This is a genomic window from Streptomyces sp. NBC_01306, assembly GCF_026340465.1.
GTDB lineage: Bacteria > Actinomycetota > Actinomycetes > Streptomycetales > Streptomycetaceae > Streptomyces.
In genome coordinates, this window is record NZ_JAPEPC010000001.1 from 6,691,766 (window position 1) to 6,714,647 (window position 22,882).

Sequence of the window (22,882 nt, forward strand, 5' to 3'; positions counted from 1 at the left end):
AACGTCGGGGCGCGGCCGTGGACGACCACCGCCGGAACCGTCCGGGAAGTGCCATGCGCGCCAAGCCGAATGCCCCGCAGATCCTCTCGCCCGCCGCCCCCGAATTCTGGCGCAGTCCGCTGCGCGGGCCATGGCTGACGGCGCTGCTCGGCGTCGTCCTGCTGGCCGGGATCACCGTCCTGGTCGTGACGGGCCTGCTGTCCTACGCCGCTTACAACCCGGATCTCGCCGCCGTCAACGACAAGACCCCGGACAAGGGGCTGCTCGGCCTCTATCTCTTCGCATGGCCCACCCACCCGCACTGGCTCTACCGGCTCACCCAGGGCGTGCATGTGACGCTCGGCGTCGTGCTCGTCCCGGTGCTGCTCGCCAAGCTCTGGTCCGTCGTCCCGAAGCTCTTCGCGCTGCCGCCCGCCCGGTCGGTGGCCCACGCACTGGAGCGGATCTCGCTGCTCCTGCTGGTCGGCGGGGTGCTCTTCGAGTTCGCCACCGGCCTGCTCAACGTCCAGCTCGACTACCTCTTTCCCGGGTCGTTCTACAGGCTGCACTTCTACGGCGCCTGGGTGTTCACCGCCGCCTTCGCCGCGCATGTGGCTCTCCGCCTCCCCATGGCGGTGCGGGTGCTGCGTGAGAGGGGGCTGCGGGCGCCGCTGCGGGAGCCCGTGGTCCGGCAGCAGGAGCCCCCCGACAACTCCGGCCTGGTCACGCCACGCCCAGCGGCGATGACGCTCTCCCGGCGCGGTCTCCTGGGGCTGGCCGGCGGCGGATCGCTCCTGCTGTTCGCGGTCACGGCGGGCCAGAGCATCGGCGGACCGCTGCGCCGGGTCGCCCTGCTCGCCCCGCACGGCGGCGGGGAACCCGGGCGCGGCCCGAACGGTTTCCAGATCAACAAGACCGCGGCCCTGGCCGGCATCAGGTCCCGGGACACCGGCGACGGCTGGCGGCTGGAGGTGCGGGGCCCCCGGGGATCGGTGCGTCTGACGCGCGAGGAGCTGCTGCGCCTGCCGCAGCACGGCGCGCACCTTCCCATCGCCTGCGTGGAGGGCTGGTCGACACCGGACCAGGGCTGGCACGGCGTACGGCTCCGGGATCTGGCCGCCCTGGTCGGCGCGGGGGACCGGCCACCGGGGGTGCTCGTACGGTCCCTCCAGCGGCACGGTTCCTTCCGGGTGGCCGCGCTGCGGGACAACCAGGTGCGCGACCCGGGATCGCTGCTGGCGCTGCGCGTCAACGGCGCCGATCTCTCGCCCGACCACGGTTACCCGGCACGGATCATCGTCCCGGCGGCTCCGGGCGTGCTCAACACCAAATGGGTGGCCTCGCTGACCTTCGGGGAGCTGTGATGCGGCGGTTCGAGCGCCGGTACGGGGCAGGTCCGCTGCAGCTCGCCGTGCTGCTGGTCTCCTTCGCGGTGGCGGGATACGCGGGGGTCCGGCTGCTGGCGGGCGACTGGTCCGGGATCGTCGTATGGTTCGCCGGCGCGGCCCTGGTGCAGGATCTGGTGCTGATTCCGCTCTACTCACTGGCCGACCGGGCCCTGCGGGCGCTGCCCGGCGTGGTCCGCGGAGGGTGGACCAACACGCTCAGAGTGCCGGCGGCGCTGTCCGGACTGCTGCTGCTCGTCTGGTTCCCGCTGATCCTCGGCCCGCCAGAACGCTACGGGCGGGCCACGGGGCTGCCCGGCGGAGTGTTCCTGACCCGGTGGCTGCTGATCACGGCGGCGCTCTTCGCGCTCTCGGCCGGCTGGAGAGCGGCCAGGGCGCTGCGCCGATCGCCGATTACGGCATTTGGGGCATATCGTGGGAAGCGTAAGCGACTCGGGCAATAGGGGGTCGTAATGGTGGCAGTACTTCTGACCGCGATAGTGGTGATCCTCTGTTGCGCCGCTGTGTACGGAATCTCCGCGGCGCGCGTGATCAAGCAGTACGAGCGTGGTGTGGTCTTCCGGTTCGGCCGGCTGCGCGAGGCGGAACGGCTGCCGGGATTCACCACGGTGATCCCGGGCGTCGACCGGCTGCACAAGGTGAATCTGCAGATCGTGACGATGCCGGTCCCGGCCCAGGAGGGCATCACGCGGGACAACGTGACCGTACGGGTCGACGCGGTCGTCTACTTCAAGGTGGTCAACGCGGCCGACGCGGTCATCGCCGTCGAGGACTACCGGTTCGCCGTCTCGCAGATGGCGCAGACCTCGCTGCGTTCGATCATCGGTAAGAGCGATCTGGACGATCTGCTGTCGAACCGCGAGAAGCTGAACCAGGGCCTGGAGCTGATGATCGACAGTCCGGCCATCGGCTGGGGTGTGCAGATCGACCGGGTGGAGATCAAGGACGTGTCGCTGCCCGAGACGATGAAGCGGTCGATGGCACGGCAGGCCGAGGCGGCCCGTGAACGGCGTGCCCGGGTCATCAACGCCGATGCCGAGCTCCAGGCGTCGAAGAAGCTGGCCCAGGCCGCCGAAGTGATGTCCGAGCACCCGGCCGCCCTCCAGCTCCGTCTGCTGCAGACGGTGGCCGAGGTCGCGTCCGAGAAGAACTCCACGCTGGTCCTGCCGTTCCCGGTCGAGCTGCTCCGGTTCCTGGAGCGGGCACAGCGCTACCCGCAGATGCCGGGGGCGGAGCCCGAAGCGGAGACCGGCACGGCGAAGTCCGGTACCTCCGCGACCGAGGCGGTGGAGGCCGCCGTACCCGGGCTCTCCGCCGAAGAGGTCGAGGCGGCGAAGCTGGACCTGACCACACTCGGGATCCCGCTGCCGGGGCTGGAGGCGCTGGAGCGGTCCCGGCCGGCGGAGCCCGGTCCGTCCGGGGAAGCGGAGGCGGAGTCCGACCTGCCCGTACCGGAGGACGAACCGCCGGTACGGGAGGACGAGCCGCCCCTCGGTCCGGACGAGGGGTCCGGAACGGGCAAGTGAACCGGTCGGTGAACCGGCAGCAAGCGGACCGGCAGCGCGTGAACCGGCGGGTGAACCTGTAAGTGACGGCGCCCGGTTCAGTACGGTGCGGTGCGGTGATCCGGTCCTAACGCGCCCTGCTCCGCCGCCCGTTCCCCGCCCCCTCAGCCCCCGGCCGGACCCGCGTCCGGGCTGAGCACCCCCGTACCGACCAGGACGAACAGGGCGACACCCAGCAGGATCCGGTAGACCACGAACGGCATGAAGCTCCTCGACGAGATGAACCTCATGAACCACGCGATGACCGCGTACCCCACGGCGAACGCCACGACCGTCGCCAGCAGCGTCGGCCCCCACGGCGTCCCGCCGCTCCCGGCCGCGTCCTTGAGTTCGAAGGCCCCGGAGGCGAGGACCGCGGGGATCGCCAGCAGGAACGAGTACCGGGCGGCCGCCTCACGGGTGTAGCCCATGAGTAGACCGCCGCTGATCGTGGCGCCCGAGCGGGAGACGCCCGGGACCAGCGCGAGCGCCTGGCAGAGCCCGTAGACCAGCCCGTCCCGGACGGTCAGCTCCTCAAGCGACCTGCGCTCCCTGCCCGCCCTGTGCCTGCCGCCGCTCTCGTCGCGGGCGGCCAGCCGGTCGGCCGCGCCCAGCACCAGGCCCATCCCGATCAGGGTGCAGGCGATGACCCGCAGGTCCCGGAAGGACGTGTCGATCTGGTCTTTGAGCAGGATCCCCAGCACACCGATCGGGATGGTCCCGACGATGACGAGCCAGCCCATCCGGGCGTCGTGGTCCGCGCGCAGCGAGCGGTCGGTGAGCGAGCGGAACCACGCCGAGACGATCCTGGCGATGTCCTTGCGGAAGTAGATGATGACCGCGGCCTCGGTGCCTATCTGCGTGATCGCCGTGAAAGCCGCACCCGCGTCGGGCCAGCCCGCGAAGGCTGAGGCCAGCCGCAGATGGGCGCTGGAGGACACGGGCAGAAACTCGGTCAGCCCCTGCACGAATCCGAGGACGAACGATTCGAACCAAGACATGGGTGGGGGCCGTCCAAAGGATCAAGGGGCTGATGCGCAAGGAACGTAACCGCCGAAGGTGTACGGCCGTCGACCCTCTCGCGTACGGACGGCCAACGGCCCCCGCCACGGCCCCGCCACGGCCCCCGGACGGGGTCAGTGGCCGCGCAGCCGGTGCCGCTTGCGCCAGGCGATCCACGCGGCGCCCGCCCCGGACACCACGATGAAGCCCATCGAGACCAGGAACGCCGGAGAGGTGGGCGAGGACGCCCGGCTGCCCGCCACCACGTACGCCGCCGTGTTCGGGACCGACCCGAGCCCGGTGGCCACCAGGAACGGCAGCCACCCCATCCGCGACACCGCCGCGCAGTAGTTGGCGGCGGCGAACGGCACCCCGGGGAAGAGCCGCAGCGCGAGCATCGAACGGAAGCCGTGCCGGCTCAACTGCCCGTCGGCCGCCGTCAGCCAGCGCCCGCGCAGCAACGGCCGCAGCGCGCTCTGGCCGAGCAGCCGGCCGAGGCCGAAGGACACGCCGGCCCCCAGCACCGTCCCGGCGACGGCCGCGCCGAGCCCGGCCTGGCTGCCGAAGAGGGCGCCCGCCGCGAGATTCAGCAGCGGCCTGGGCACGAAGGCGGCCGTGCAGGCGCCGTACGCGACGGAGAACAGCACGATGGCCGAGATCCCGCTGAGTTGTGGCGGCCAGCCCGCCGCGAGCAGCCGCTGCGGCTGGAAGAGGAGCATCAGGGTCGCCGCGGCCACCAGCAGCACCACGAGCAGGGAGAGCCGGGACCACGGCGAGGCAAGTGCCCTGACGCAGCGCACGGTCAGTCCGGCGGCGGGTCGGGCAGCGGGCTCCAGCATCCCGGGAGACTAACCGACACCCGGGTGTGATCGTCGTAATGGCTCCGGGCTTCCGGCGGCGCGGGGCGCTCCGCGGCTCATCACGGGCCGTCAAGGATTCCCGGACGAGCGGGAAAACCGGTCGACGTACCGACGGCGCCGGGGGGAGGATCAGGGCATGTTCCGGTACGCCTTCCTCGCAGCGCCGTCCGCAGTCGCGGACGCGCCGAAGGCTGCCGGTCTCCCCGATTACGCCGCACCTGCCGCAACGGCCGTGCACCGTGCGGCCGTTGCCGCAGCGCTCCTCGGCGGCGCCCGAAGCTGACCCTTCCCGGACTGTCCGGCGGACCCCGCAGGGGGAGGGTCGGCCGGATCCGGGGGTCCCGCCACACTTCGGTATTTCCCGAATTTCGCGAGGAAGAAAAAGGCCATGCCCAAGACGGCATACATGCGTACCGAGCCCCGCCTCAACATCGGCACCATGGGCCACGTCGACCACGGCAAGATCACCCTGACCGCTGCCATCACCAAGGTGCTCAGCGACCGCGCGGACAGCAGTACCTCCTTCATCGCCTCCGACCGGATCGACCGGGCGCCGGAGGAGGCGCAGCGCGGCATCACCATCAACATCACGCAGGTGGAGTACGAGACCGACACCCGCCACTGCGCCCACCTCGGCACGCCGGGACACGCGGACTACGTCAAGAACATGGTCACCGGCGCCGCCCAGCTCGACGGGGCGATCCTCGTCGTCTCCGCGCTCGACGGGGTCATGCCGCAGACCGCGGAGCACGTCCTGCTGGCCCGTCAGGTCGGCGTCGACCACATCGTCGTCGCCCTCGACAAGGCGGACGCGGGGGACGAGGAGCTGACCGACCTGGTCGAGCTGGAGGTCCGTCAACTGCTCTCCGCCCATGGATACGGCGGGGACGCGGCCCCGGTGGTACGGGTGTCGGGGCTGAAGGCGCTGGAGGGCGACCCGCGCTGGGCGGCCTCGGTCGAGGCGCTGCTCGACGCGGTGGACACCTATGTGCCGATGCCCGAGCGGTACACCGACGCGCCGTTCCTGCTCCCGGTGGAGAACGTACTCACCATCACCGGGGTGGGGGATGTAGGCGGTTTCACGTTTCGAATGGAGTGCGGTGGGTGTGTTGAGGGGCTACGCGCGGCCGGGGTGGAGAACTGGCCGTTCCATCGCGCATGACGGTCCTGCACAGAGGGGGCGCTCTTGTCAGAGTCATCGGACCCTTGCACTCTGTAATACGTCGAGGTGTAACTCGATCCGTGCCGGGGGGAGCAGCGGATGACGGGGTACGAGAACGGCGACTTATCCGGGCGGGGGCGGTCCGCACGGCAGGCCCTGGGGGACAAGGTCCTGCTTCACACGCGCACCGCGGAGCCGCCGGCGGACGATGGGGCCGGCTTCGGCGGGATCATCCTGTGCGGCACCAAAGCCCTCGCGGAGACCAAAGACGCGCAGCGCCATCTCGCCGATGAACCGCTCCTGCTCGACCCGGCTCTGTACGAACAGCACACGGCCGGCGCCCACGAGTCCTTCCTTCAGACCCGGCCACGCTTCGCACCGGCGGGTCTTTACCCCGAGCCGGCCACCTCGATGTACCCAGGGTCCGAACAGCTCGACGCCGGCGCGACCGCCGTCCTCACACCCACCCGGTACTTCGAAGCAGGGGACACTGCGGCCGTGGCGGAAGCCACCCGCCGTATGAAGCAACTCGACCCGGACACCGTCATCTTCACCGTCCCGCTCGACGCACGGTGGCTGCGGAGCGACGACATGGCCGGCTTCCTGATCCGCACCCTCAACCGAGTGCCACACCTCAAAGCCATCGCGCTGGGATCTGTCGACGAGCCGCTTCCGGACCGGGACACCGCACTGCGCCTGCGTGCACTCATGTCTCGCATCAACAGCACTGGCCTCATCCGGACCGGCCTCTCCGGACTCGACGCCCTCGCTCACGGCGCGACCTTCGTTTCCATCGGAGTCCAGCCGGCCTGCCGCACCTTCCGGCCGCCGGGAGCTGCCGGGACGCCCGGCGCCAATCCCTCCGGAACGCGCCGGGCCCGCGTCCTGCACCCCGCCCTCATGGAGTACTTCCATGGCGACCGGCTCGCCCATTTCTACGGATTCTCCGACGCACCCGAGTGCCACTGCGACGCCTGCAACGGCCTCAGCCTCGCCCGCTTCAGCGATGACGCGGAAGACGTCCAGGCCGCAGATGAGCACAACGTCGCCACCTGGCTGCCATGGGCGCAAGAACTGCAGAGAACTCCAGCAGGTCCTCAACGCCGAAGGCTGTGGCAGAAGCGCTGCTGGAAAGCCATCGATGGCAGGGGAGAAATAGTGCGCCGATGGAGGCTCGCCAGGGCCCCTGAACCCCCTGCCGCCCTTATGCAGTGGGCGGTCGCAGAGGACTGACTTCCCCGGGCCCCCCGACCCGGCCCGACGCCTGCTCATAAGCATGCTCGGTGAACCGCCACCCGGCGGCCGTGCCGGCCACGTCCGCCAGCGGCTGCACAGGAACCAGCACCTGCGGCTCACCGGCACCCTGCCAGTGCACGACCCCCGTGCTGAAATGTGCCGCCTCCTCCAGCAACTGCTCCGACCCTGCCGGGAGGCAGTCCAGCCAGATGGCCTGTGGCGCGTACGCGCCGAACGGCATCACATGCAGAGCCTCCAAGCCAGCGGTTTCGCTGCGCACCACGGCCAGATCCACCCACAACGGCAGTGTCGCCGCCCGCTCCACCATGTCCGCCCGCTGCTCCACCGCTCCCGCCGGCCACCCCTTGGACAGCCGACGCCGGTCCCTGCCCTCCAGCATGGCCAACGGCACCGGCCTGCCAACGGGCAGCTTCAACAGGGTGTCCAGCAGCCAGAGATCATTGAGGGGCTCGGCGTTCGATGCAGCTCGTCGGCGGTGTTCCGCCTCGTCGAGCCGGTACACCAGCACCACCCTCACACCCCACAACGCGACCTCGGAGACTCGGGCACCCGACGGAAGCTTCCCGCCCAACGCGGCCTCAACCACCCGCCATGCGCGCTCATCAGCCGACGCGAACTCGGACATGACCCACAACCTCATCCTTCTCGACGACCTCAAGCACCCAACCACGTCAACAACGGATGCCGGAACTTTTCACGGGTATCGGTCACCTGCTGCGCCGAGACGGCGTACAACACCACACGATCAACGATCAACGATCGACGCGAGTACGTATGGCTGTCAGAGGCAGATGCACGGCTGAACACCGGGGCGCCGTGCCGGAAAGAGGGCAGGTCAGGGGTGTAGCGCTGCCCAACCGAGGAAGCGCAGCGCGGGTTTGTCGACCGGGTCGGCCCAGATCAGTGCGCCGTCTGCAAGGCCGGGCACTGTGCCGCCCTGCCCCGGGCGGGGCTTCAGCCGGCCAGTGCCCGGCTCCAGGGCTTCGATGACGTCTCCGAGCAACTCGGCCAGGGCCGTTCCGCCCGGTGTCTGCGGCTCGTCCTCCATGGACCAGGCGCCGAGCCGGCCACCGTCACAGTCGATGGTGGCCCCCATCCACGGCTCGTTCACCTCGTTCGTGGTGATCGGAAGCCACAAGCGGCCCCAGCCATCGAAGGAATCGGCCAGATCATCACGCAGTTCCAAGGCGGTGTCGATCGGCATCAGCGCATACCCGTCGAGGAACGCGCCCGCACCGGTATCGATGTCATCGGCGACTCCGTCAGCCAGCCCCCACAGCGTCCGCAGATCCGGGTGTATGGGGAAACCCAGACGCTGCTCGGCCCGTGTGATCTGCTCCTTCGGGACACCCGGCCGCAGGGTCTCGGCAGACTTCGGTGCCTGTTCTCCCAGCCACCGCACGATCCAGACCCACGCCTCTTCCACATTTCGTTGACTGCTCATCCCGCCAACCTATCGGCGGGCAGGGACGCATCCTCGGCAGCTCGGGCAGATCAAGCTCGGCGACACGGAGGGCACAATGGGACGGTGAACGAGGCGATACCGGTGATCCGGGACGTGGACCACGGCACCGCGAGGCTGCTGCCCGACGTCGACCGGGAGCGGGCCTGGCTGCTCACCGTCGACGGCGCGCCCCAGTCGTATGTGGACCTGGACGATCCGGCGTATCTGGAGTTCGAGTACGCGCGCAGGCTCGGCCACGTCGTGGACTGCGCGGCCGGCCCCGGAGAACCGCTCGATGTCGTGCACCTCGGCGGGGGCGCCCTCACACTGCCCCGCTACGTGGCGGCGCTCCGGCCGGGATCGCGGCAGGACGTGGTGGAGGCGGACCGGGGACTGGTCGCCCTGGTCGCCGGGGAGCTGCCGCTGCCGCACGGTTCGGGGATCACCGTGCATGCCATGGATGCGCGGGGCTGGCTGGAGGGCAGACCCGCGGCATCGGCCGACGTACTGATCGCCGATGTCTTCGGCGGCTCCCGGGTGCCCGCGCACCTCACATCCGTCGAGTACGCGCGGTCGGCCGCCCGGGTGCTGCGCGACGGCGGGGTCTACGCGGCGAACCTCGCGGACGGCGCGCCTTTCGGCTTCCTGCGCACCCAACTCGCCGCATTCTCCGAGGTGTTCGCCGAGGTCGCGCTCATCGCCGAGCCGTCGGTGCTGCGCGGCCGGCGCTTCGGCAACGCGGTAATCGTCGCCTCGCAGACCGAGCTGGACACCGCGGCGCTGAGCCGCCGTACGGCCTCGGACGCTTTCCCCGCGCGGGTCGAGCACGGTGCGTCGCTGGCCCGGTTCACCGGTGGCGCCCGGCCGGTCACGGACGCGGAAGCGGTCGCCTCACCCGAGCCGCCCGACGGAGCTTTCAGCGTCGGCTGACGGCGCGGCGCCGGGGACGCGCTCCGGGGCGAGGACGTCAGCAGCGGTGTCAGCCGTGGCCGTACCCGAAGCCGCGAGGTCGGCGGCTGTCCGGTCCGCAGCCGTGCGGCGCGTCAGATTCCGTACGTCGGGCACACACAGCACCGCTGCTGTCAGCAGGGCCACCAGCCCCGCGCACCCCCACAGCGAGGCTGTCCGTCCGAACGCCTGCTCCGCGGGGCCCGCCAGGGCCGTGGCCAGCGGGAGCATCGCGAGCGAGCCGAGCCAGTCGTAGGCGGAGACCCGGGAGAACTTGTCCTCGGGGATCTCCTGGTGCAGCGCCGTCATCCAGGAGACGCCGAACGTCTCGACCAGTACGCCGCTGAAGAACATCACGCACACCAGAGCGGCGAACGGGACGGGCACGGCGAGCGCCGCCGACGGCAGCGCCAGCGGGAAGACACACAGCGTCCCGGTCAGCAGCAGCCGGCGTGGTTTCCAGCGCGTCATGATCAGTGCCCCGCCGACCGTGCCCGCGCCGAAGGCGGCGAGCGACAGCCCCCAGGGGCCCGCGCCGCCCAGCGAATCCCGCGCGACCAGTGGCCCGTACACCGCCTCCGCGGCGCCGATGACGGCGTTGACCACGGCGAACTGCAGGATGATGCTCCACAGCCAGGGCCGCCCGATGACCTCGCGCCAGCCCTCCCGCAGATCGGCGAGCATCCCGCCGCCCGGTGCGCGCGGAGCGATATGGCTGACGTCGAGGAAGGCCCGGAGCGAACCGGCGACGGCGAAGGCCGCCGCGTCGACGGCGAGCACCCAGCCCGGTCCGATGGCGGCGATCAGCGCGCCGCCCAGCGCGGCGCCGCCGATTCCCGCGCCCTGCATGGCCATCCGGTAGAACGCGAAGGCCCGGCCGGCCTCTTCTCCCCGGACGGTGGACAGCAGCATGCCCTCGGACGCGGGCGAGAAGAACGCCTGGCCCGTACCGCACAGCGCGGTGAGCACCATCATCTGCCAGAGCGGCGGGTGGCCGGTCAGGACCAGGATGGCGAAGGCGGCCTGGGACACGCAGTTCAGGCCGTTGGCCGCGACCATCACCCGGTGGCGCGGCAGCCGGTCGGCCAGCGCTCCGCCGATCAGCAGGAAGAGGACGAGGGGCAGTGTGCGGGCCGCGGCGAGCAGGCCCACGTCGCTGCTGTCGCCACCCGCGTCCAGCACCGCGAACGCCGAGGCGATCAGGGCTCCGTTGCTGCCCAGGCTCGTCACCACGGCGGCCGCCGTGAGCAGGGTGTAGTTGCGCCCGGCCCACGCGGGGCGGCGGGAGTGCGGAGGGGCGGCGGCAGGAGACGTCACTCTGGGACTATCGCTGCCGTCGCCCCTCCATGCCAAACGCCTGGGCGATGCCGATCCATTCGAAAACCGGGCGCAATCAGGCGGATTGGGTCAGATCGGGTCGGATTCCGTCAAGAACCGAGCCTCAGTCGTCGCTCGCGCCCGTGGGCTTGCCCGCCAGTCGCACCGTGCTGAGGATCTTGTCGACCGTCGACTGGGGGATCGCCCCGGGGACGCCGGTGCTGTTGTAGAGGGAGAACGCCACGAAGTCGCCCGCGGAGTTCTTGAATCCGAAGGTGATGGCCTGGCCGTCGGTGGTGCACTTGGACTTCTTCGGCACGTTGGTCGCCCAGGCGCGGGCAAGACTGCCGGTGACCCCGGACTTGGTCGTGTACGGCTTCGACTTGGAGGTCTTCACCAGCTTCTTGTTCGGCTGGGTGTACGCGCCGTAGACCCACCAGGGCACCTGCTTCTCGGCGACATCCTGGGTGCTCTTGGCGCCGTCGGCCCCCTTCGTCCCCGCGCCGCCGAGTCCGGTGTCCTCGGTGTAGCCGTCCTTGTCGGAGTCCTCCGTGCACCACTTGGACTTGTAGAACGCTGGCGCCGACTGGCCGATCAGGGTCTTGCCCTTGTCGTCCTCGAAGCCGCTGAAGGTGCCCGAGGACGCCACCTCCCACTGCGGCGGTACGTCGAAGGCGGTGCCCCACTTCGGGTTCACGACGACCTTCCACCCGGCGATGACCGGCTTGGGGCCCTCGCCCCCGGCTCGCGGGTTGGGAGCAGGCGCCGGGTTCTTCTGGTCCGTGGACGCGGACGCCGACGGGGACGGCGACTTCTTGTCGGCCTGGACCGTACCGCCCTTGTCGCCGTCGCCCTTGAACACGACCACGCCGGTGATCACCGCGGCGGCTACGACCGCCGTCGCGGAGATGATCGCGATGATCGTCGTCTTCTTCTTGTCCTCGGGCGAGCGGGGTGCGCCGGGCGGCGTTCCCACCGCGTACTGCGGAACCGTCGGCTGCTGGTACGGACTGGGCTGCTGGTAACCCTGCGGGGCTCCCTGCTGCGGAGGTCCTGGCTGAGGTTGTCCCTGCTGATAAGGGTTCGGCTGCTGGTACCCCGGCTGCTGATAGGGATTCGGATTCTGGTCCTGCGGGTTCTGCTCGCCCCCGGGCGGCTGCTGTCCTGGCCACATGGCGAGTAACCATAGAGGTGACAGGGGCACGTCGCTACGGCCGCCCCCGGCCCGGTATGGCCAAGCCGACCTACTCGCGGGTAACCTCCCGTTCCATGACCGCAGAACAGATGTCCGCAGGCGAGCTGCTCGCTGCCACCGTGCCCATGGCCAGGACCCTCCAACTCGACTTCATCGAGACGACGCCGGAGCGGGCCGTCGTCCGGCTGCCGGACCAGGCCGACTTCCACAACCACGTCGGCGGACCGCACGCGGGCGCGATGTTCACCCTCGCGGAGTCGGCGAGCGGTGCGATCGTCATCGCCGCGTTCGGCGAGCAGATGTCGCGTGCCGTGCCGCTCGCGGTGCGCGCCGAGATCGACTACAAGAAGCTCGCCATGGGTGACGTCACGGCGACCGCCACGCTGGGCCGCCCGGTGGCCGATGTGGTGGCGGAGCTGGACGCGGGGGAGCGCCCCGAGTTCCCGGTCCACATAGCGATCCGGCGTGCGGACGAGGCGGTCACCGGTGAGATGACGGTGGTCTGGACGCTGCGTCCGAACTCCTGATGCGTGACCGCTGACCGCTGACTCCTGAGTCATGACTTCAGGCTGCCGGGCCCTGGTTCCCGGCTCCTGAATCCCGGGTCCTGGCGGGCAGGGCGCCTCCCGCGTGGGGGCGCCTTCTGCTGTCCGCCACCGCCGCCGGGCGAGCGGGTAGGCTTCCCACAGGCGGCGCGGGGGGCGCGGGGGGCGCGCTTCCCGGTAGAGACGGGTACTTCGAAGGGCAGGGGCCGGCGGTGCACATCCAGGCGTGGCTGGAGACGATTCCGGCGGTGAGCATCTATCTGCTGGTCGCGGTGGTCATCGGGGTGGAGAGCCTCGGGATTCCGCTGCCGGGCGAGATCGTGCTGGTGAGCGCCGCCCTGCTGGCCTCACAGCAGGGCCATATCGACCCACTCGTACTGGGCATCTGCGCCTCGGCGGGCGCGATTGTCGGTGACTCGATCGGGTACGCCATCGGGCGCAAGGGCGGACGTCCGCTGATCGCCTGGCTCGGCCGCAGATTCCCCGGACACTTCAGCGGGGCCAACATCGCCATGGCGGAGCGGTCCTTCGAGAAGTGGGGCATGTGGGCGGTGTTCTTCGGCCGTTTCATCGCCCTGCTCCGGATCTTCGCCGGGCCGCTGGCCGGCGTACTGCACATGCCGTACTGGAAGTTCCTCACCGCCAACGCACTCGGCGGCATCCTGTGGGCCGGCGGCACGACCGTCGCCGTCTACTACGTGGGCATCGTCGCCGAGTCGTGGTTCAAGAACTTCTCGTACGCGGGCCTGGCCGTGGCCGCAGTGCTCGGCGTGGCCTCGATGCTCATCATCAAGAACCGGGCGAAGAAGGCGCATGCCAAGGCCCAGGCGGCTGCCGAGACGCCGGAATCCGTACCTGCCGACTGAACCCACCCGCCCGCACCGCCCGCCCGCACGCGGTCATATACGGCAGCGGCCCGGCATCCAGCGGCTCAGCGGCCCGATATCTCAGCGGCCCAGCGCCTCAGCGGTCCGGCTGCCGGTCCGGGAAATGGATGACCTCGCAGTCGTCGAGAGCCACCATGCCCTCGGTGATCAGCTCGTCCAGCTGGGGCAGGAACGCCCGGACCTTTTCGGCGGCGTCCACGATCACCACGGCCACCGGCAGATCCTCACTCAGCGACAGCAGCCGCTGGGTGTGGATCAGCGACGAGGCGCCGAAGCCCTCGATGCCGCGGAAGACACTCGCCCCTGCCAGACCGGCTCGGTGGGCCCGGTGCACGATCTCCGAATACACCGGCTTGTGGTGCCAGAGGTCGGATTCCCCGACGAAGATGGTCGCCCGCAGGGCGGCCGTACCGCTGGGCACGGTCATGTCTGCCTCCACGCCACTGCGCGGCGTGACACCCACACCGCGCTCCACACCGCTGCGAGAGCCGCGAGCAGCGTCAGTCCGAGATACGCCAGGCCGGTACTGGCGTGGCCGCCGTGCACCAACCGCTGGATGTCCACCGCGTAGGTGGAGAACGTGGTGAATCCGCCGAGCACCCCGGTGCCGAAGAACGGGCGCACCAGCCGGTGCGCCGCCCACACATCGGTGATCACCACCATGAACACCCCGATCACGGCGCACCCCACGACGTTCACCAGCAGGGTCGTCCAGGGGAAACCGCCGGCCTCGGTGGGCCAGAGCAGTCCGGCGCCGTAACGGGCCGACGCTCCGGCGACGCCACCGAGGGACACCACGGCCAGAACCGGCCACGGGCCGAACAGCGGACCGTGGCGCCGTGCACGCCGTGCGGCGGGCAGCGGCGGCGTACCGCCCGGGCCCTGCCCGGGCGGCTGATCCACTGTGCGGTCCGCACCCATGGACTCCGTCTCCTGGTCGCAGGGCTCCGCGCACGGCACGGCTGCGCTTTCAGGCTAGCGTCGGGCTGCCCGGCCCCGCCATCCGGAGGCGGCGCGCTCAGCCCACGTCGCGGTGGCCCTTGGCCAGCTCCAGATACATCGCCGCGTTGAGCTTGATGCCCTCGCGCTCCTCGTCGGTCAGCTCGCGCTTGACCTTCGCCGGGACCCCCGCGACCAGTGAGCCCGGCGGGACCCGCATCCCCTGCGGGACGAGCGCCTGAGCGGCGATCAGCGAACCGGTACCGATATGTGCGCCGTTGAGGACCGTGGCGCCCATCCCGACGAGTACATCGTCCTCGACCGTGCACCCGTGCAGCACCGCGTTGTGCCCCACGGACACCCGCTCGCCGACCGTGACCGGGAACCCCGGATCGACATGCACCGTGCAGTTGTCCTGGATGTTGCTGTCGGCGCCGACCACGATCGGCCCGCAGTCGGCCCGCAGCACCGTGTGGTACCAGACGCTGGAACCGGCGGCCAGTGTCACATCGCCGATGACGACGGACGTGGGCGCCGTGAACGACTGCGGGTCGACCACCGGCTCCCGGCCGCCGACACCGCTGATCAAGGACTGCTCCGCCACTGCTGTCTCCTTGCTTCCCGCATCGCTTCCCGCGTTACCGGGACCCGTATGGTGCGCGCCCGCGCCTTCCGGCACCGTAAGCGACGCTGGGTCGAAGATCACAGCCCGCCCCTCTGATCGCCGCCCGGCCCGCTGAGTACGGTGTGGGGGTGGCCCGGAACAGAAACACGTTCTCATCGCTGACATCCCGTGCGCTGCACGCCGGATGGCAGTGGATGCAGCGGGCGGGCGCGGTGACGGCGGAGCGGCCGGGGAAGCTGCGCTTCCGCCGGATCGGCACCGGAACGCGGCTCGCCTTCCCGCAGGGCGCCGTCTTCGGCGAACCCTGGATCGAGCTGGGCAACCACTGCATCATCGGTGAACAGGTCACGCTCACCGCCGGGATGATGCCCGATCTGGACCTCGGCCCCGATCCCATCCTGACGCTGGGCGACGGTGTCGTGCTCGGGCGCGGCAGCCATGTGATCGCCGATACCAGGGTCACCGTCGGATCGGACACCTACTGCGGCCCGTACGTCTACATCACGTCCACGAACCACAGTTACGACGATCCGCACGAGCCCGTCGGCAAGCAGTGGCCGCGGACCGCGCCTGTCGTGATCGGGCCGGGATGCTGGCTCGGGACCGGCGCGGTCATCCTGCCGGGCGCCCGGCTCGGCCGCAATGTCGTGGTCGCCGCGGGCGCGGTGGTACGCGGCGAGGTGCCCGACCATGCGGTGGTCGCCGGGGCGCCCGCGCGGATCGTACGGAGCTGGGACGCGGAGAACGGGTGGCAGCCCCCGCTGCGTACACCGGCCCCCGTGCCGATTCCCGAGGGCGTCACCCCGGAGCAGCTGCTCGCCCTCGGCAGCCTGGAACCCGACGCTTCCTGACCTGACTGCTCGCGCTGCCCGACTGCTCGCACTGCCCGACCGCTCGGGCTCCCGCACGTCGTCTCGCACTGCCCGACCGCCCGGGCTTGCCGCCGGTCTCTCCCGTCAGCCGCGGCCCTCGCCCGTCAGCCGGTGGCGAGCAGTACCGTCCCCACCAGCGCGAGCCCCGCACCCGCGGCCTGTATCGCGCGCAGCCGCTCCTTGAGGAATCCGCGCGCGGCCAGCGCCGTGATCACCGGGTAGAGGGAGGCCAGGACCGCGGCGACGGTGACCGGCCCCGAGTGGGCGGCGAGCGAGTAGGTGCCGTTGGCCGCCACATCGGCGAGGCCGACGAAGGCGAGCGCCGGCAGCGACCGCAGGATCAGCCCCGCCCCGCCACCCTCGGGCAGTGCCCGCGCCCCGCGCCGCACCGAGACGTACAGGGCCGTCCCGCCGACCGCCACATTGGCGACGCGCTGGACGAACAGCGCGAGGAAGAGACCGGTGACGGTGGTGGAGGCCTCGGAGATCAAGGACATCACCGTGCCGAAGCCCACCGCGGCGATCAGCGTCAGCGCGACCGCCTGCCGCTGTACCGGCGCTCCCCGCAGCTCGGGCCCGCCCGCGAGCACCACGCCTGCGACGGCCACGGCGATTCCGGCGAACTGCGGTACGCCGGGCCGTTCACCGAGCACCAGCCCGACGCCGACCGGGACGACGACACCGAGTGAGCCGAGCGGCGACACCACGCCCATCGGGCCGAGTGCGAGAGCCTTGTAGAAGCTGAGCATCGCCACCGGCCCCACCACACCGGCTGCCACGGCGAACCAGAGCTGCGGCCCGAATTCGCTCCAGCCGCCGGTGGCCACCACGATCGAGCCGAGCACCACCACGGCCACCGCCTGCGAGACGACGACCACCGTCAGCGCGGGTATCCGCCGGGTGAGGAGCCCGCCGCCGAAGTCGGCCAGCCCCCAGAGCAGGCTGGTGGCCAGGGCGAAGAGGGCAGTCATCGGGGCCTCGCAGTACAGTGCGGTGAATCGTTGGGTGCACCACACCGTAGTGCAAGATATTGAACCCTGTCATCCAGAATAATGGACGGAATGTGTCGGACTTCGACCAGCTCACCCAGTCGCTTGCCCGGAACCTCAAGCGCTGGCGCGGCGAGCGGGGCTTCACACTCGACGCGCTGGCGGCCCGGGCGGGTGTCAGCCGAGGCATGATCATCCAGATCGAGCAGGCCCGCACGAACCCCAGTGTCGGCACCACGGTGAAGCTCGCGGACGCCCTTGGCGTCAGCATCACCACGCTCCTCGACTACGAGCAGGGGCCGCAGGTCAGGATCGTCCCGGCCGAGCAGGCGGTCCGTATGTGGGGGACGGACGCGGGCAGCCACACGGTCCTGCTCGTCGGCAACGAGACGCGCGGGCCGCTGGAGATGTGGGCCTGGCGGCTGATGCCCGGCGACAGCAGCACATCGGACGCGCACCCGCCGGGGACGGTCGAACTGCTCCATGTCACCGCCGGTGAACTCACGTTGGTCGCCGACGGGGTGGCGCACTCGGTACCGGCCGGGACCTCGGCGACCTTCGAGGCCAACGTGGAGCACGCCTACCGCAACGAGGGCACGGAGACGGTCGAGATGACGATGGCCGTGTCCATCCCGCCGGTCGGCCGGCAGCGCCCGTAGTCCGCCCGTCCGTAGTCCGCTCGCTCGCAGTCCGCCCATCCGTAGTCCGCTCGCCCGCAGTCCGGCCGCCCGCAGTCCCCGCCGGTGGCCCGAGCCTGCTGTTCCCGCTCGCCGTACCGGGCGGGACAGGCCTGCGGCAGCACCGAACCGGGGTACGGGCGGCGGCTGTTAGCGTGAGCCGTATGCGCGCTCCCATCGGTACCTTCGACGATGTCCGCCACGCCCAGGACTGCCTGGACCTGCTGACCGCACCGGTCGCCGACGCGGTGCGGCACTGGCAGGGAGACGTCCCCGCCCAGGACCTGATCTACGTGGACAGCGACCCGGAGATCGCCGACACCGCCGCCTTCGTGGCGCACTACGGGCCGGAGCTGCTCGACGTCTCGGCGAACTGTGTCGTCGTCGCGGGCAAGCGCGGCGGAGAGACCTCGCTCGCCGCCTGTCTGGTGCTGTCCCGTACCCGTCTCGACGTGAACGGCGCCGTCCGCAAGCAACTCGGCGCGCGCAAGGCGTCCTTCGCGCCCATGGACACCGCCACCGGCGAGACCGGCATGGAGTACGGCGGGGTCACCCCGGTCGGACTGCCCGCCGGCTGGCCGCTGCTCGTGGACTCCGCCGTCGTGGACCTGGACTGGGTGCTCGTCGGCAGCGGCAGTCGCAGGGGCAAGCTGATCGTTCCCGGCAAGGCGTTCGCCGGGCTGCCGGGCGCGATCGTCATCGAGGGGCTTGGCGGCTGAGGCAGCCGGGACCGCTCCCGGTCCCGGCTCGGCCGGGTCAGCCCAGAGCAGGAATCTCTATGGCCGGGCAGCGGTCCATGACCATGTCACGCCCGGCCTCCCGCACCCGCCCGTACGCGGCCTCGTCGATCACGCCGAGCTGGAACCAGACCGCCTTGGCGCCGACGGCCACCGCCTCGTCGGCGACGGCACCCGCCAGGTCGCTGTTGACGAAGACATCGACGACATCGACGGGGAAAGGGATGTCGGAGAGCGATGCGTACCCCTGCTCGCCGTGGACCGTCTCCGCCTTGGGATGGACCGGCACGATGCGCTTGCCGTAGCGCTGGAGCACCCCGGCCACGCCGAACGCCGACCGCCCTCTGTTGCTCGACAGTCCCACGATCGCCCAGGTGTCGCCGGTCGTGGTGAGGATCTTGCGGATGGTGTCCGTGTCTGCGTGCATGACTGGACAACGGCGTACCCGCCAGGACTGTTCCCGCAGGGCCGCATAGGCTGGCCCGATGCAGGAGCAGTACCGGACAGTCGCCCGCGAGGGTGTGCACGAGACCGAGGTCAACAGATCGCGCTTCATCTGCGCACTGGCCCCCGCCGCGACCGAGGAGGAGGCACAGGCCTTCCTCGCACGCATCCGCAGGGAGCACCCCGGCGCTTCCCACCACTGCTTCGCGTACGTCATCGGCGCCGACGCCTCCGTACAGAAAGCCGGCGACGACGGTGAGCCCGGCGGGACCGCCGGTGTGCCGATGCTCCAGATGCTGCTGCGACGCGAGGTGCGGTACGCCGTCGCCGTCGTCACCCGCTACTTCGGCGGGGTGAAGCTGGGGGCGGGCGGGCTGATCCGGGCCTACGGCGGAGCTGTCGGAGAGGCCCTCGACGAGCTGGGCACCATCGTCAGGCAGCGCTACCGGCTGGCCACGGTCACCGTCGACCACCAGCGCGCGGGCAAGCTGGAGAACGACCTGCGGGCCACCGGTCGCGTCGTGCGCGAGGTCCGCTACGCGGAGGCGGTGACGATCGACATCGCACTGCCGGACGCGGATGTCGGGAGCTTCCGGGTCTGGCTCGCCGACAGCACGGCCGGGGCCGCGTCGCTGGAACTCGGCAGCGAGGCGTACGGCGACATCTGAAACCCCGGCCACGTCCCGCCGCTGTCGTCCCCGTGTGCCGCCCCGCGACGGTGGCCAGGTCACCGGAGCGCGCCTCAGCAGTGTGTCCTGAATACCTATGAGCTACCAGGCGGTACCCCGCACCGTTGAGGAACGGCGTTCACACACGGTTGTCCCGTGCGGGAGACGAGATGAGGTAGATCAATGTCCGGTGTTGCCCTGTGCGCGCAAGACGTGCAGAGAGAGGCGTACGCATCCATCCACGCCGGAGCCCAGGAGGAAGTGCTCACCGAACTGTGCTCGGCGCTCTTCGCGTCCCTGCCGCGGCGGGACCAGCGCAGGCGGGGTGTGGAGTACGTACGCGGTCTCCTGGCAGCCGAGGGACGCAAATCGATCCGGAACATGGCCGCGCTGACCGGTGGGGCGACCACCGAACAGGGATTGCACCACTTCATCAGCAGTTCCACCTGGGACTGGGCGGAGGTGCGTGGGCAGCTCGCCCGGTATCTGGTGCGGGCCGCGCTCCCCAGTGCGTGGGTGGTACGACCGATGATCATTCCGAAGGCCGGTGAGCACTCCGTCGGTGTCGACCGGCGGTACTTCCCCGCCTTCGGCCAGGTTCTCAACGCCCAGCAGGCTTTCGGGGTCTGGGCGGCGTCCGACCGGATGAGCAGTCCGGTCAACTGGCGGCTGCACCTGTCCGGTACGTGGCTCGACGACGGGCGACGCAGGGTCCGGGCTTCGATTCCCGAATCGCTGAGTCCGGAGGAGACGCTGGGCGAGTGCGCGATCGAAGTGTGCCGGGAACTGGTGGTGGAACAGGGGCTGCCCCTACTCCCGGTGGTGCTGGACTCGCGCGAGACGGACGCCGCCACCACGGTGCGCCAACTGCGTGCCGCGGGACTGCCGTTTCTGATCAGGGTGAGTGGCACTCAGCTGCTGGCGGCAGCGGACGCGACGGCGCAGGCCCGGCGCAGCGAGCTCCCCGCGTACCAGATCATGGGCGCGGCGAAGGAGTTGCGGCGTCAGGCCGTCTGGACCGACCACGGCCCGGCGGCGGCGTCCCGGACCAGTCTGGTGGCGGCCCTGCGCGTCGCGCTGCCCGCCCGCGCGTCCCGCTCAGCGGCTCCGGAGCAAGCCGGCGACCGGCGTGGTCTGTTGCTGCTCGGTGAGTGGAGGGACAGCGGGCGCTGGCCCACCGGGCTCTGGCTCACGGACCTGACCCATGTGCAGCCCGGCGCCCTGCTGCGGCTGAGCAAGCTGATCGCCCGGGTCGACCGCGACTGCGCCGAGATCGCCGATCAGGTGGGGGTCCGGGACTACGCGGGCCGCTCCTTCGGCGGCTGGCACCGGCACATCACCCTGGCCTCGGCCGCCCACGCGATCACCGCCGTGGCCGGCGCGGCAGAACGGCAGTGCCGGGCTTCGTGACGTCGCGCGGGCGACGCCGCGGGGGGCGCCGGACGTCCGGGCCCGCGGGAACGGTGGCGGCGGACGACAGTCCGCCACCCCGCAGGGCATGGCGGATACGGGAGAGGCGAAGGGCGAGTTGCACCTCGAACGCCCGCTCCGGCTGCTGCCAGCCGGGACCCAGCAGCTCGCCTATGCGCTCCAGCCGCCGGGTCACCGTATTGGGGTGCACATGCAGTCGCTCGGCCGCGTACGTCGGGCTGGAGCCCGTCTCGAAGTACGCCTCCAGGGTGGGGACGAGCGCGGTGAGGCGCTGCCGGTCGTAGTCGGCGACCGGTCCTATCGTGGCGTCGATGAACGCGCCGACGTCATGGCTGCCCGACAGGAGTACGCCGAGGCCGCCCAGTTCGCGTGGGGAGGCGGCACGGCCGACGGCTCCGAGGGAGATCATCGCGTCGAGGCAGCGCTTGGCCTCCTGGTGGGCACCGGTGACCGACAGGGCTTCGGCCACCGGTCCTGCCGCCGCCACCGTCACACGCTGGTCGAGCAGCGGGGACAGCTCGGTATGGACGGCCCGGGCGGTGGCTCCCGCTTCGTTGCCCGCGAGAAGGAGCACGACGGAGTCCTTGCGCATGCTCATGAGCCCGTTCACACGCTGCGTGTACGAGAGCGCCCAGGCGCTCAACTCGCCCCCGAACGCCTTCTCGGGGCGGGCGATGACCACGATGTGCGGCTTGTCCAGATCGACACCGCAGCGACGGGCGCGCGCCTCCAGGAGCGGGGGCGGGCCCCCGGCGAGCGCCAGCAGGTCGTCCAGGAGACTGTGCCGGACCCGGCCGTGGGCGCCGGCGCTCCGGCCTGCCTCCAGGAGCAGGGCGATGGCGGTGAACCGCGCGCCGAGACCCAGTAACCGCTCGTCGAACGCGGTGAGCCGGTGCCCCGGGAACATGAGAAGGGTGCCGAGGTGCTCCTCGCCCGCGACGATCGGTGCGGCCCAGGAACCGTCGGCCATCGCGACGGGTTCACCGGCGGCCCGCGCCTGTGAAGTAGCCGGATCGGAGGCGGCAGGAGCGTCCGTGGTCTCACCGATGTCCGGCGGCTCACCGGCCGTGGCGAGGAAAGTGCCGTCCAGGGCGTGGACCCGCACAGCTCCGTCCAGCCGGCGGGCCAGCTCTGCGAGGAGGGGCTGCGGGCCTCCGCCGTTCAGTACCAGCCCGGTGAACAGGCCCTGCATCTCGCTCAGTTCGCGTTCCTGGCGCAGAGCGGGCCCCTCCAGCGCCGCGACCGTGGCCGCGTCGAGCAGGCGTGCTCGCTCGATGGCCGCGCCCGCGAGCTCTCCCAGGGAGCTCATGAGCGAGATTTCGTCGGCGCTGAAGTGACGCACGTTCCGGTCGGCGGCACAGAGGACGCCGACCGGCCGCGTGCCGTGACTCAGCGGCACCGCCACGATCGCGCGCAGCGCCTCGGCCCCGGCCATCTCGTCGAAGGCCGGGTGGTGGTGGAACCGCTTGTCGGCGGGGTAGTCGGGCGTCCAGAACGGGGCGGAGTTGAAGAGCACCTCCCCGATCGGCCCCGCGTTGGCCGGCAGCCGCAGGCCCACCGTGCCGGTCGATGTGTGACCGTCGGAGCTGCGGATGTGTACGAACCCCTGCTCCTCGGCCGGGAAGCAGACGAAGGCCAGGTCGAGGCCGAGCAGCAGTCGGGCACGGCGCGTGACGACATTGAGGACGGCGTCCAGTTCCTGTGACATGGCGAGCTCACGTGCGGTGTCGACGAGGGCGGACAGTCCCATCTCCCGCTGCTGACGCCGGCCCGACTGTGCATGGATCCGCAGAGCCAGCCCCCCGGCCCGCTTCAGCACATCCCGCTCCGCGTCGGCGACACCCCCCTCAAGGGCTTGCGCCACCAGGGCTTCCACCTGCTCCACCGGTGCTTCTTCGGCCAGTAACTCCAGCACGGCGAGCGCGCCGGACCCCACACTGATCTGCGACAAGAT

At 70.8% G+C, this 22,882-nt stretch carries 25 protein-coding genes and 1 pseudogene; 14 read left to right on the forward strand and 12 right to left on the reverse strand.

What is annotated here, in order from left to right:
- Nucleotides 1-53 precede the first annotated feature (53 nt).
- Genes OG385_RS29580 through OG385_RS29590 form a run of 3 tightly spaced genes read left to right on the forward strand, consistent with a single transcriptional unit; the run spans nt 54 to nt 2,911 of the window.
- Entirely contained in the window at nt 54-1,343 is a 1,290-nt protein-coding gene (locus OG385_RS29580; RefSeq protein WP_266859284.1) for a molybdopterin-dependent oxidoreductase, read from the forward strand.
- Nucleotides 1,343-1,828 (forward strand): hypothetical protein, encoded by a 486-nt coding sequence (locus OG385_RS29585; RefSeq protein WP_266859285.1) that lies wholly within the window; start codon nt 1,343-1,345, stop codon nt 1,826-1,828. Before OG385_RS29580 ends, OG385_RS29585 begins: the two co-directional genes overlap by 1 nt.
- Before the next feature lie 9 nt (nt 1,829-1,837).
- Nucleotides 1,838-2,911, forward strand: coding sequence for a slipin family protein (locus tag OG385_RS29590; protein WP_266859287.1), 1,074 nt, complete (start codon nt 1,838-1,840; stop codon nt 2,909-2,911).
- A 143-nt stretch (nt 2,912-3,054) separates the two neighbouring features.
- On the opposite strand, the gene OG385_RS29595 is transcribed toward OG385_RS29590, so the two are convergent.
- Nucleotides 3,055-3,930 (reverse strand): undecaprenyl-diphosphate phosphatase, encoded by an 876-nt coding sequence (locus tag OG385_RS29595; protein WP_266859288.1) that lies wholly within the window; start codon nt 3,928-3,930, stop codon nt 3,055-3,057.
- A 135-nt stretch (nt 3,931-4,065) separates the two neighbouring features.
- Nucleotides 4,066-4,770 carry a TVP38/TMEM64 family protein gene (locus OG385_RS29600; protein WP_266859289.1) on the reverse strand — a complete coding sequence of 235 codons (705 nt, stop codon included), beginning with the start codon at nt 4,768-4,770 and terminating at the stop codon, nt 4,066-4,068.
- 157 nt (nt 4,771-4,927) lie between these two features.
- On the opposite strand from OG385_RS29600, the gene OG385_RS29605 reads away from it, so the two are divergent.
- From OG385_RS29605 to OG385_RS29615, 3 genes and pseudogenes are all read left to right on the forward strand, one after another.
- On the forward strand, nt 4,928-5,074 hold the full coding sequence (locus OG385_RS29605; RefSeq protein WP_266859291.1) for a hypothetical protein: 147 nt from the start codon (nt 4,928-4,930) through the stop codon (nt 5,072-5,074).
- A 105-nt stretch (nt 5,075-5,179) separates the two neighbouring features.
- Nucleotides 5,180-5,851, forward strand: a pseudogene (locus tag OG385_RS29610) (GTP-binding protein); the annotation flags it as partial.
- A gap of 201 nt (nt 5,852-6,052) precedes the next feature.
- Nucleotides 6,053-7,186 carry a hypothetical protein gene (locus tag OG385_RS29615; protein WP_266859292.1) on the forward strand — a complete coding sequence of 378 codons (1,134 nt, stop codon included), beginning with the start codon at nt 6,053-6,055 and terminating at the stop codon, nt 7,184-7,186.
- On the opposite strand, the gene OG385_RS29620 is transcribed toward OG385_RS29615, so the two are convergent.
- Nucleotides 7,158-7,835: a hypothetical protein gene (locus tag OG385_RS29620; RefSeq protein ID WP_266859293.1), complete on the reverse strand. Its 678-nt coding sequence runs from the start codon at nt 7,833-7,835 to the stop codon at nt 7,158-7,160. The two genes, OG385_RS29615 and OG385_RS29620, sit on opposite strands and share 29 nt — an antisense overlap.
- Before the next feature lie 210 nt (nt 7,836-8,045).
- A complete protein-coding gene (locus tag OG385_RS29625) occupies nt 8,046-8,654 on the reverse strand; it encodes an SMI1/KNR4 family protein (RefSeq protein WP_266859294.1) in 609 nt (202 codons plus the stop codon).
- A gap of 84 nt (nt 8,655-8,738) precedes the next feature.
- Here OG385_RS29625 and OG385_RS29630 point away from each other — a divergent pair, with 84 nt between their 5' ends.
- Nucleotides 8,739-9,584 (forward strand): spermidine synthase, encoded by an 846-nt coding sequence (locus OG385_RS29630; RefSeq protein ID WP_266859295.1) that lies wholly within the window; start codon nt 8,739-8,741, stop codon nt 9,582-9,584.
- Here the strand turns inward: OG385_RS29630 and OG385_RS29635 are convergent.
- Nucleotides 9,546-10,919 (reverse strand): MFS transporter, encoded by a 1,374-nt coding sequence (locus tag OG385_RS29635; RefSeq protein WP_266859297.1) that lies wholly within the window; start codon nt 10,917-10,919, stop codon nt 9,546-9,548. The two genes, OG385_RS29630 and OG385_RS29635, sit on opposite strands and share 39 nt — an antisense overlap.
- A 124-nt stretch (nt 10,920-11,043) precedes the next feature.
- Nucleotides 11,044-12,093, reverse strand: coding sequence for a hypothetical protein (locus OG385_RS29640; RefSeq protein ID WP_266859299.1), 1,050 nt, complete (start codon nt 12,091-12,093; stop codon nt 11,044-11,046).
- A gap of 110 nt (nt 12,094-12,203) precedes the next feature.
- On the opposite strand from OG385_RS29640, the gene OG385_RS29645 reads away from it, so the two are divergent.
- Both OG385_RS29645 and OG385_RS29650 read left to right on the forward strand, forming a co-directional pair.
- Nucleotides 12,204-12,641, forward strand: coding sequence for a DUF4442 domain-containing protein (locus OG385_RS29645; protein WP_266861256.1), 438 nt, complete (start codon nt 12,204-12,206; stop codon nt 12,639-12,641).
- 230 nt (nt 12,642-12,871) lie between these two features.
- Nucleotides 12,872-13,525, forward strand: coding sequence for a DedA family protein (locus OG385_RS29650; protein ID WP_266859301.1), 654 nt, complete (start codon nt 12,872-12,874; stop codon nt 13,523-13,525).
- Between the two features lie 97 nt (nt 13,526-13,622).
- Here the strand turns inward: OG385_RS29650 and OG385_RS29655 are convergent, their stop codons facing one another.
- The 3 genes from OG385_RS29655 to OG385_RS29665 all read right to left on the reverse strand — a co-directional run bounded on the left by OG385_RS29655 (nt 13,623) and on the right by OG385_RS29665 (nt 15,089).
- The gene (locus tag OG385_RS29655) at nt 13,623-13,973 is read right to left on the reverse strand and encodes a DUF190 domain-containing protein (protein WP_266859303.1); all 351 of its coding nucleotides are present in this window, start codon (nt 13,971-13,973) and stop codon (nt 13,623-13,625) included.
- Nucleotides 13,970-14,467 (reverse strand): CrcB family protein, encoded by a 498-nt coding sequence (locus OG385_RS29660; protein WP_266859304.1) that lies wholly within the window; start codon nt 14,465-14,467, stop codon nt 13,970-13,972. The genes OG385_RS29655 and OG385_RS29660 overlap by 4 nt, the downstream gene beginning before the upstream one ends.
- Nucleotides 14,468-14,564: 97 nt before the next feature.
- Nucleotides 14,565-15,089 (reverse strand): gamma carbonic anhydrase family protein, encoded by a 525-nt coding sequence (locus OG385_RS29665; protein ID WP_266859306.1) that lies wholly within the window; start codon nt 15,087-15,089, stop codon nt 14,565-14,567.
- Nucleotides 15,090-15,232: 143 nt separating this feature from the next.
- On the opposite strand from OG385_RS29665, the gene OG385_RS29670 reads away from it, so the two are divergent.
- The gene (locus tag OG385_RS29670) at nt 15,233-15,961 is read left to right on the forward strand and encodes an acyltransferase (protein ID WP_266859308.1); all 729 of its coding nucleotides are present in this window, start codon (nt 15,233-15,235) and stop codon (nt 15,959-15,961) included.
- Between the two features lie 125 nt (nt 15,962-16,086).
- Here OG385_RS29670 and OG385_RS29675 read toward each other — a convergent pair whose 3' ends face one another.
- The gene (locus OG385_RS29675; RefSeq protein WP_266859309.1) at nt 16,087-16,953 is read right to left on the reverse strand and encodes a DMT family transporter; all 867 of its coding nucleotides are present in this window, start codon (nt 16,951-16,953) and stop codon (nt 16,087-16,089) included.
- 92 nt (nt 16,954-17,045) lie between these two features.
- On the opposite strand from OG385_RS29675, the gene OG385_RS29680 reads away from it, so the two are divergent.
- Both OG385_RS29680 and OG385_RS29685 read left to right on the forward strand, forming a co-directional pair.
- Nucleotides 17,046-17,630: a helix-turn-helix domain-containing protein gene (locus OG385_RS29680; RefSeq protein WP_266859311.1), complete on the forward strand. Its 585-nt coding sequence runs from the start codon at nt 17,046-17,048 to the stop codon at nt 17,628-17,630.
- A gap of 182 nt (nt 17,631-17,812) precedes the next feature.
- Nucleotides 17,813-18,367: a YbaK/EbsC family protein gene (locus OG385_RS29685; RefSeq protein WP_266859313.1), complete on the forward strand. Its 555-nt coding sequence runs from the start codon at nt 17,813-17,815 to the stop codon at nt 18,365-18,367.
- 37 nt (nt 18,368-18,404) lie between these two features.
- On the opposite strand, the gene OG385_RS29690 is transcribed toward OG385_RS29685, so the two are convergent.
- Nucleotides 18,405-18,812, reverse strand: a complete 408-nt coding sequence (locus OG385_RS29690) for a CoA-binding protein (protein ID WP_266859314.1) — start codon at nt 18,810-18,812, stop codon at nt 18,405-18,407.
- Between the two features lie 58 nt (nt 18,813-18,870).
- Here OG385_RS29690 and OG385_RS29695 point away from each other — a divergent pair, with 58 nt between their 5' ends.
- Nucleotides 18,871-19,497 (forward strand): YigZ family protein, encoded by a 627-nt coding sequence (locus OG385_RS29695; protein ID WP_266859315.1) that lies wholly within the window; start codon nt 18,871-18,873, stop codon nt 19,495-19,497.
- Nucleotides 19,498-19,680: 183 nt separating this feature from the next.
- Nucleotides 19,681-20,907, forward strand: coding sequence for a transposase (locus OG385_RS29700; RefSeq protein WP_266859316.1), 1,227 nt, complete (start codon nt 19,681-19,683; stop codon nt 20,905-20,907).
- Here OG385_RS29700 and OG385_RS29705 read toward each other — a convergent pair.
- Entirely contained in the window at nt 20,861-22,879 is a 2,019-nt protein-coding gene (locus tag OG385_RS29705) for a GAF domain-containing protein (RefSeq protein ID WP_266859318.1), read from the reverse strand. The two genes, OG385_RS29700 and OG385_RS29705, sit on opposite strands and share 47 nt — an antisense overlap.
- Nucleotides 22,880-22,882 lie beyond the last annotated feature (3 nt).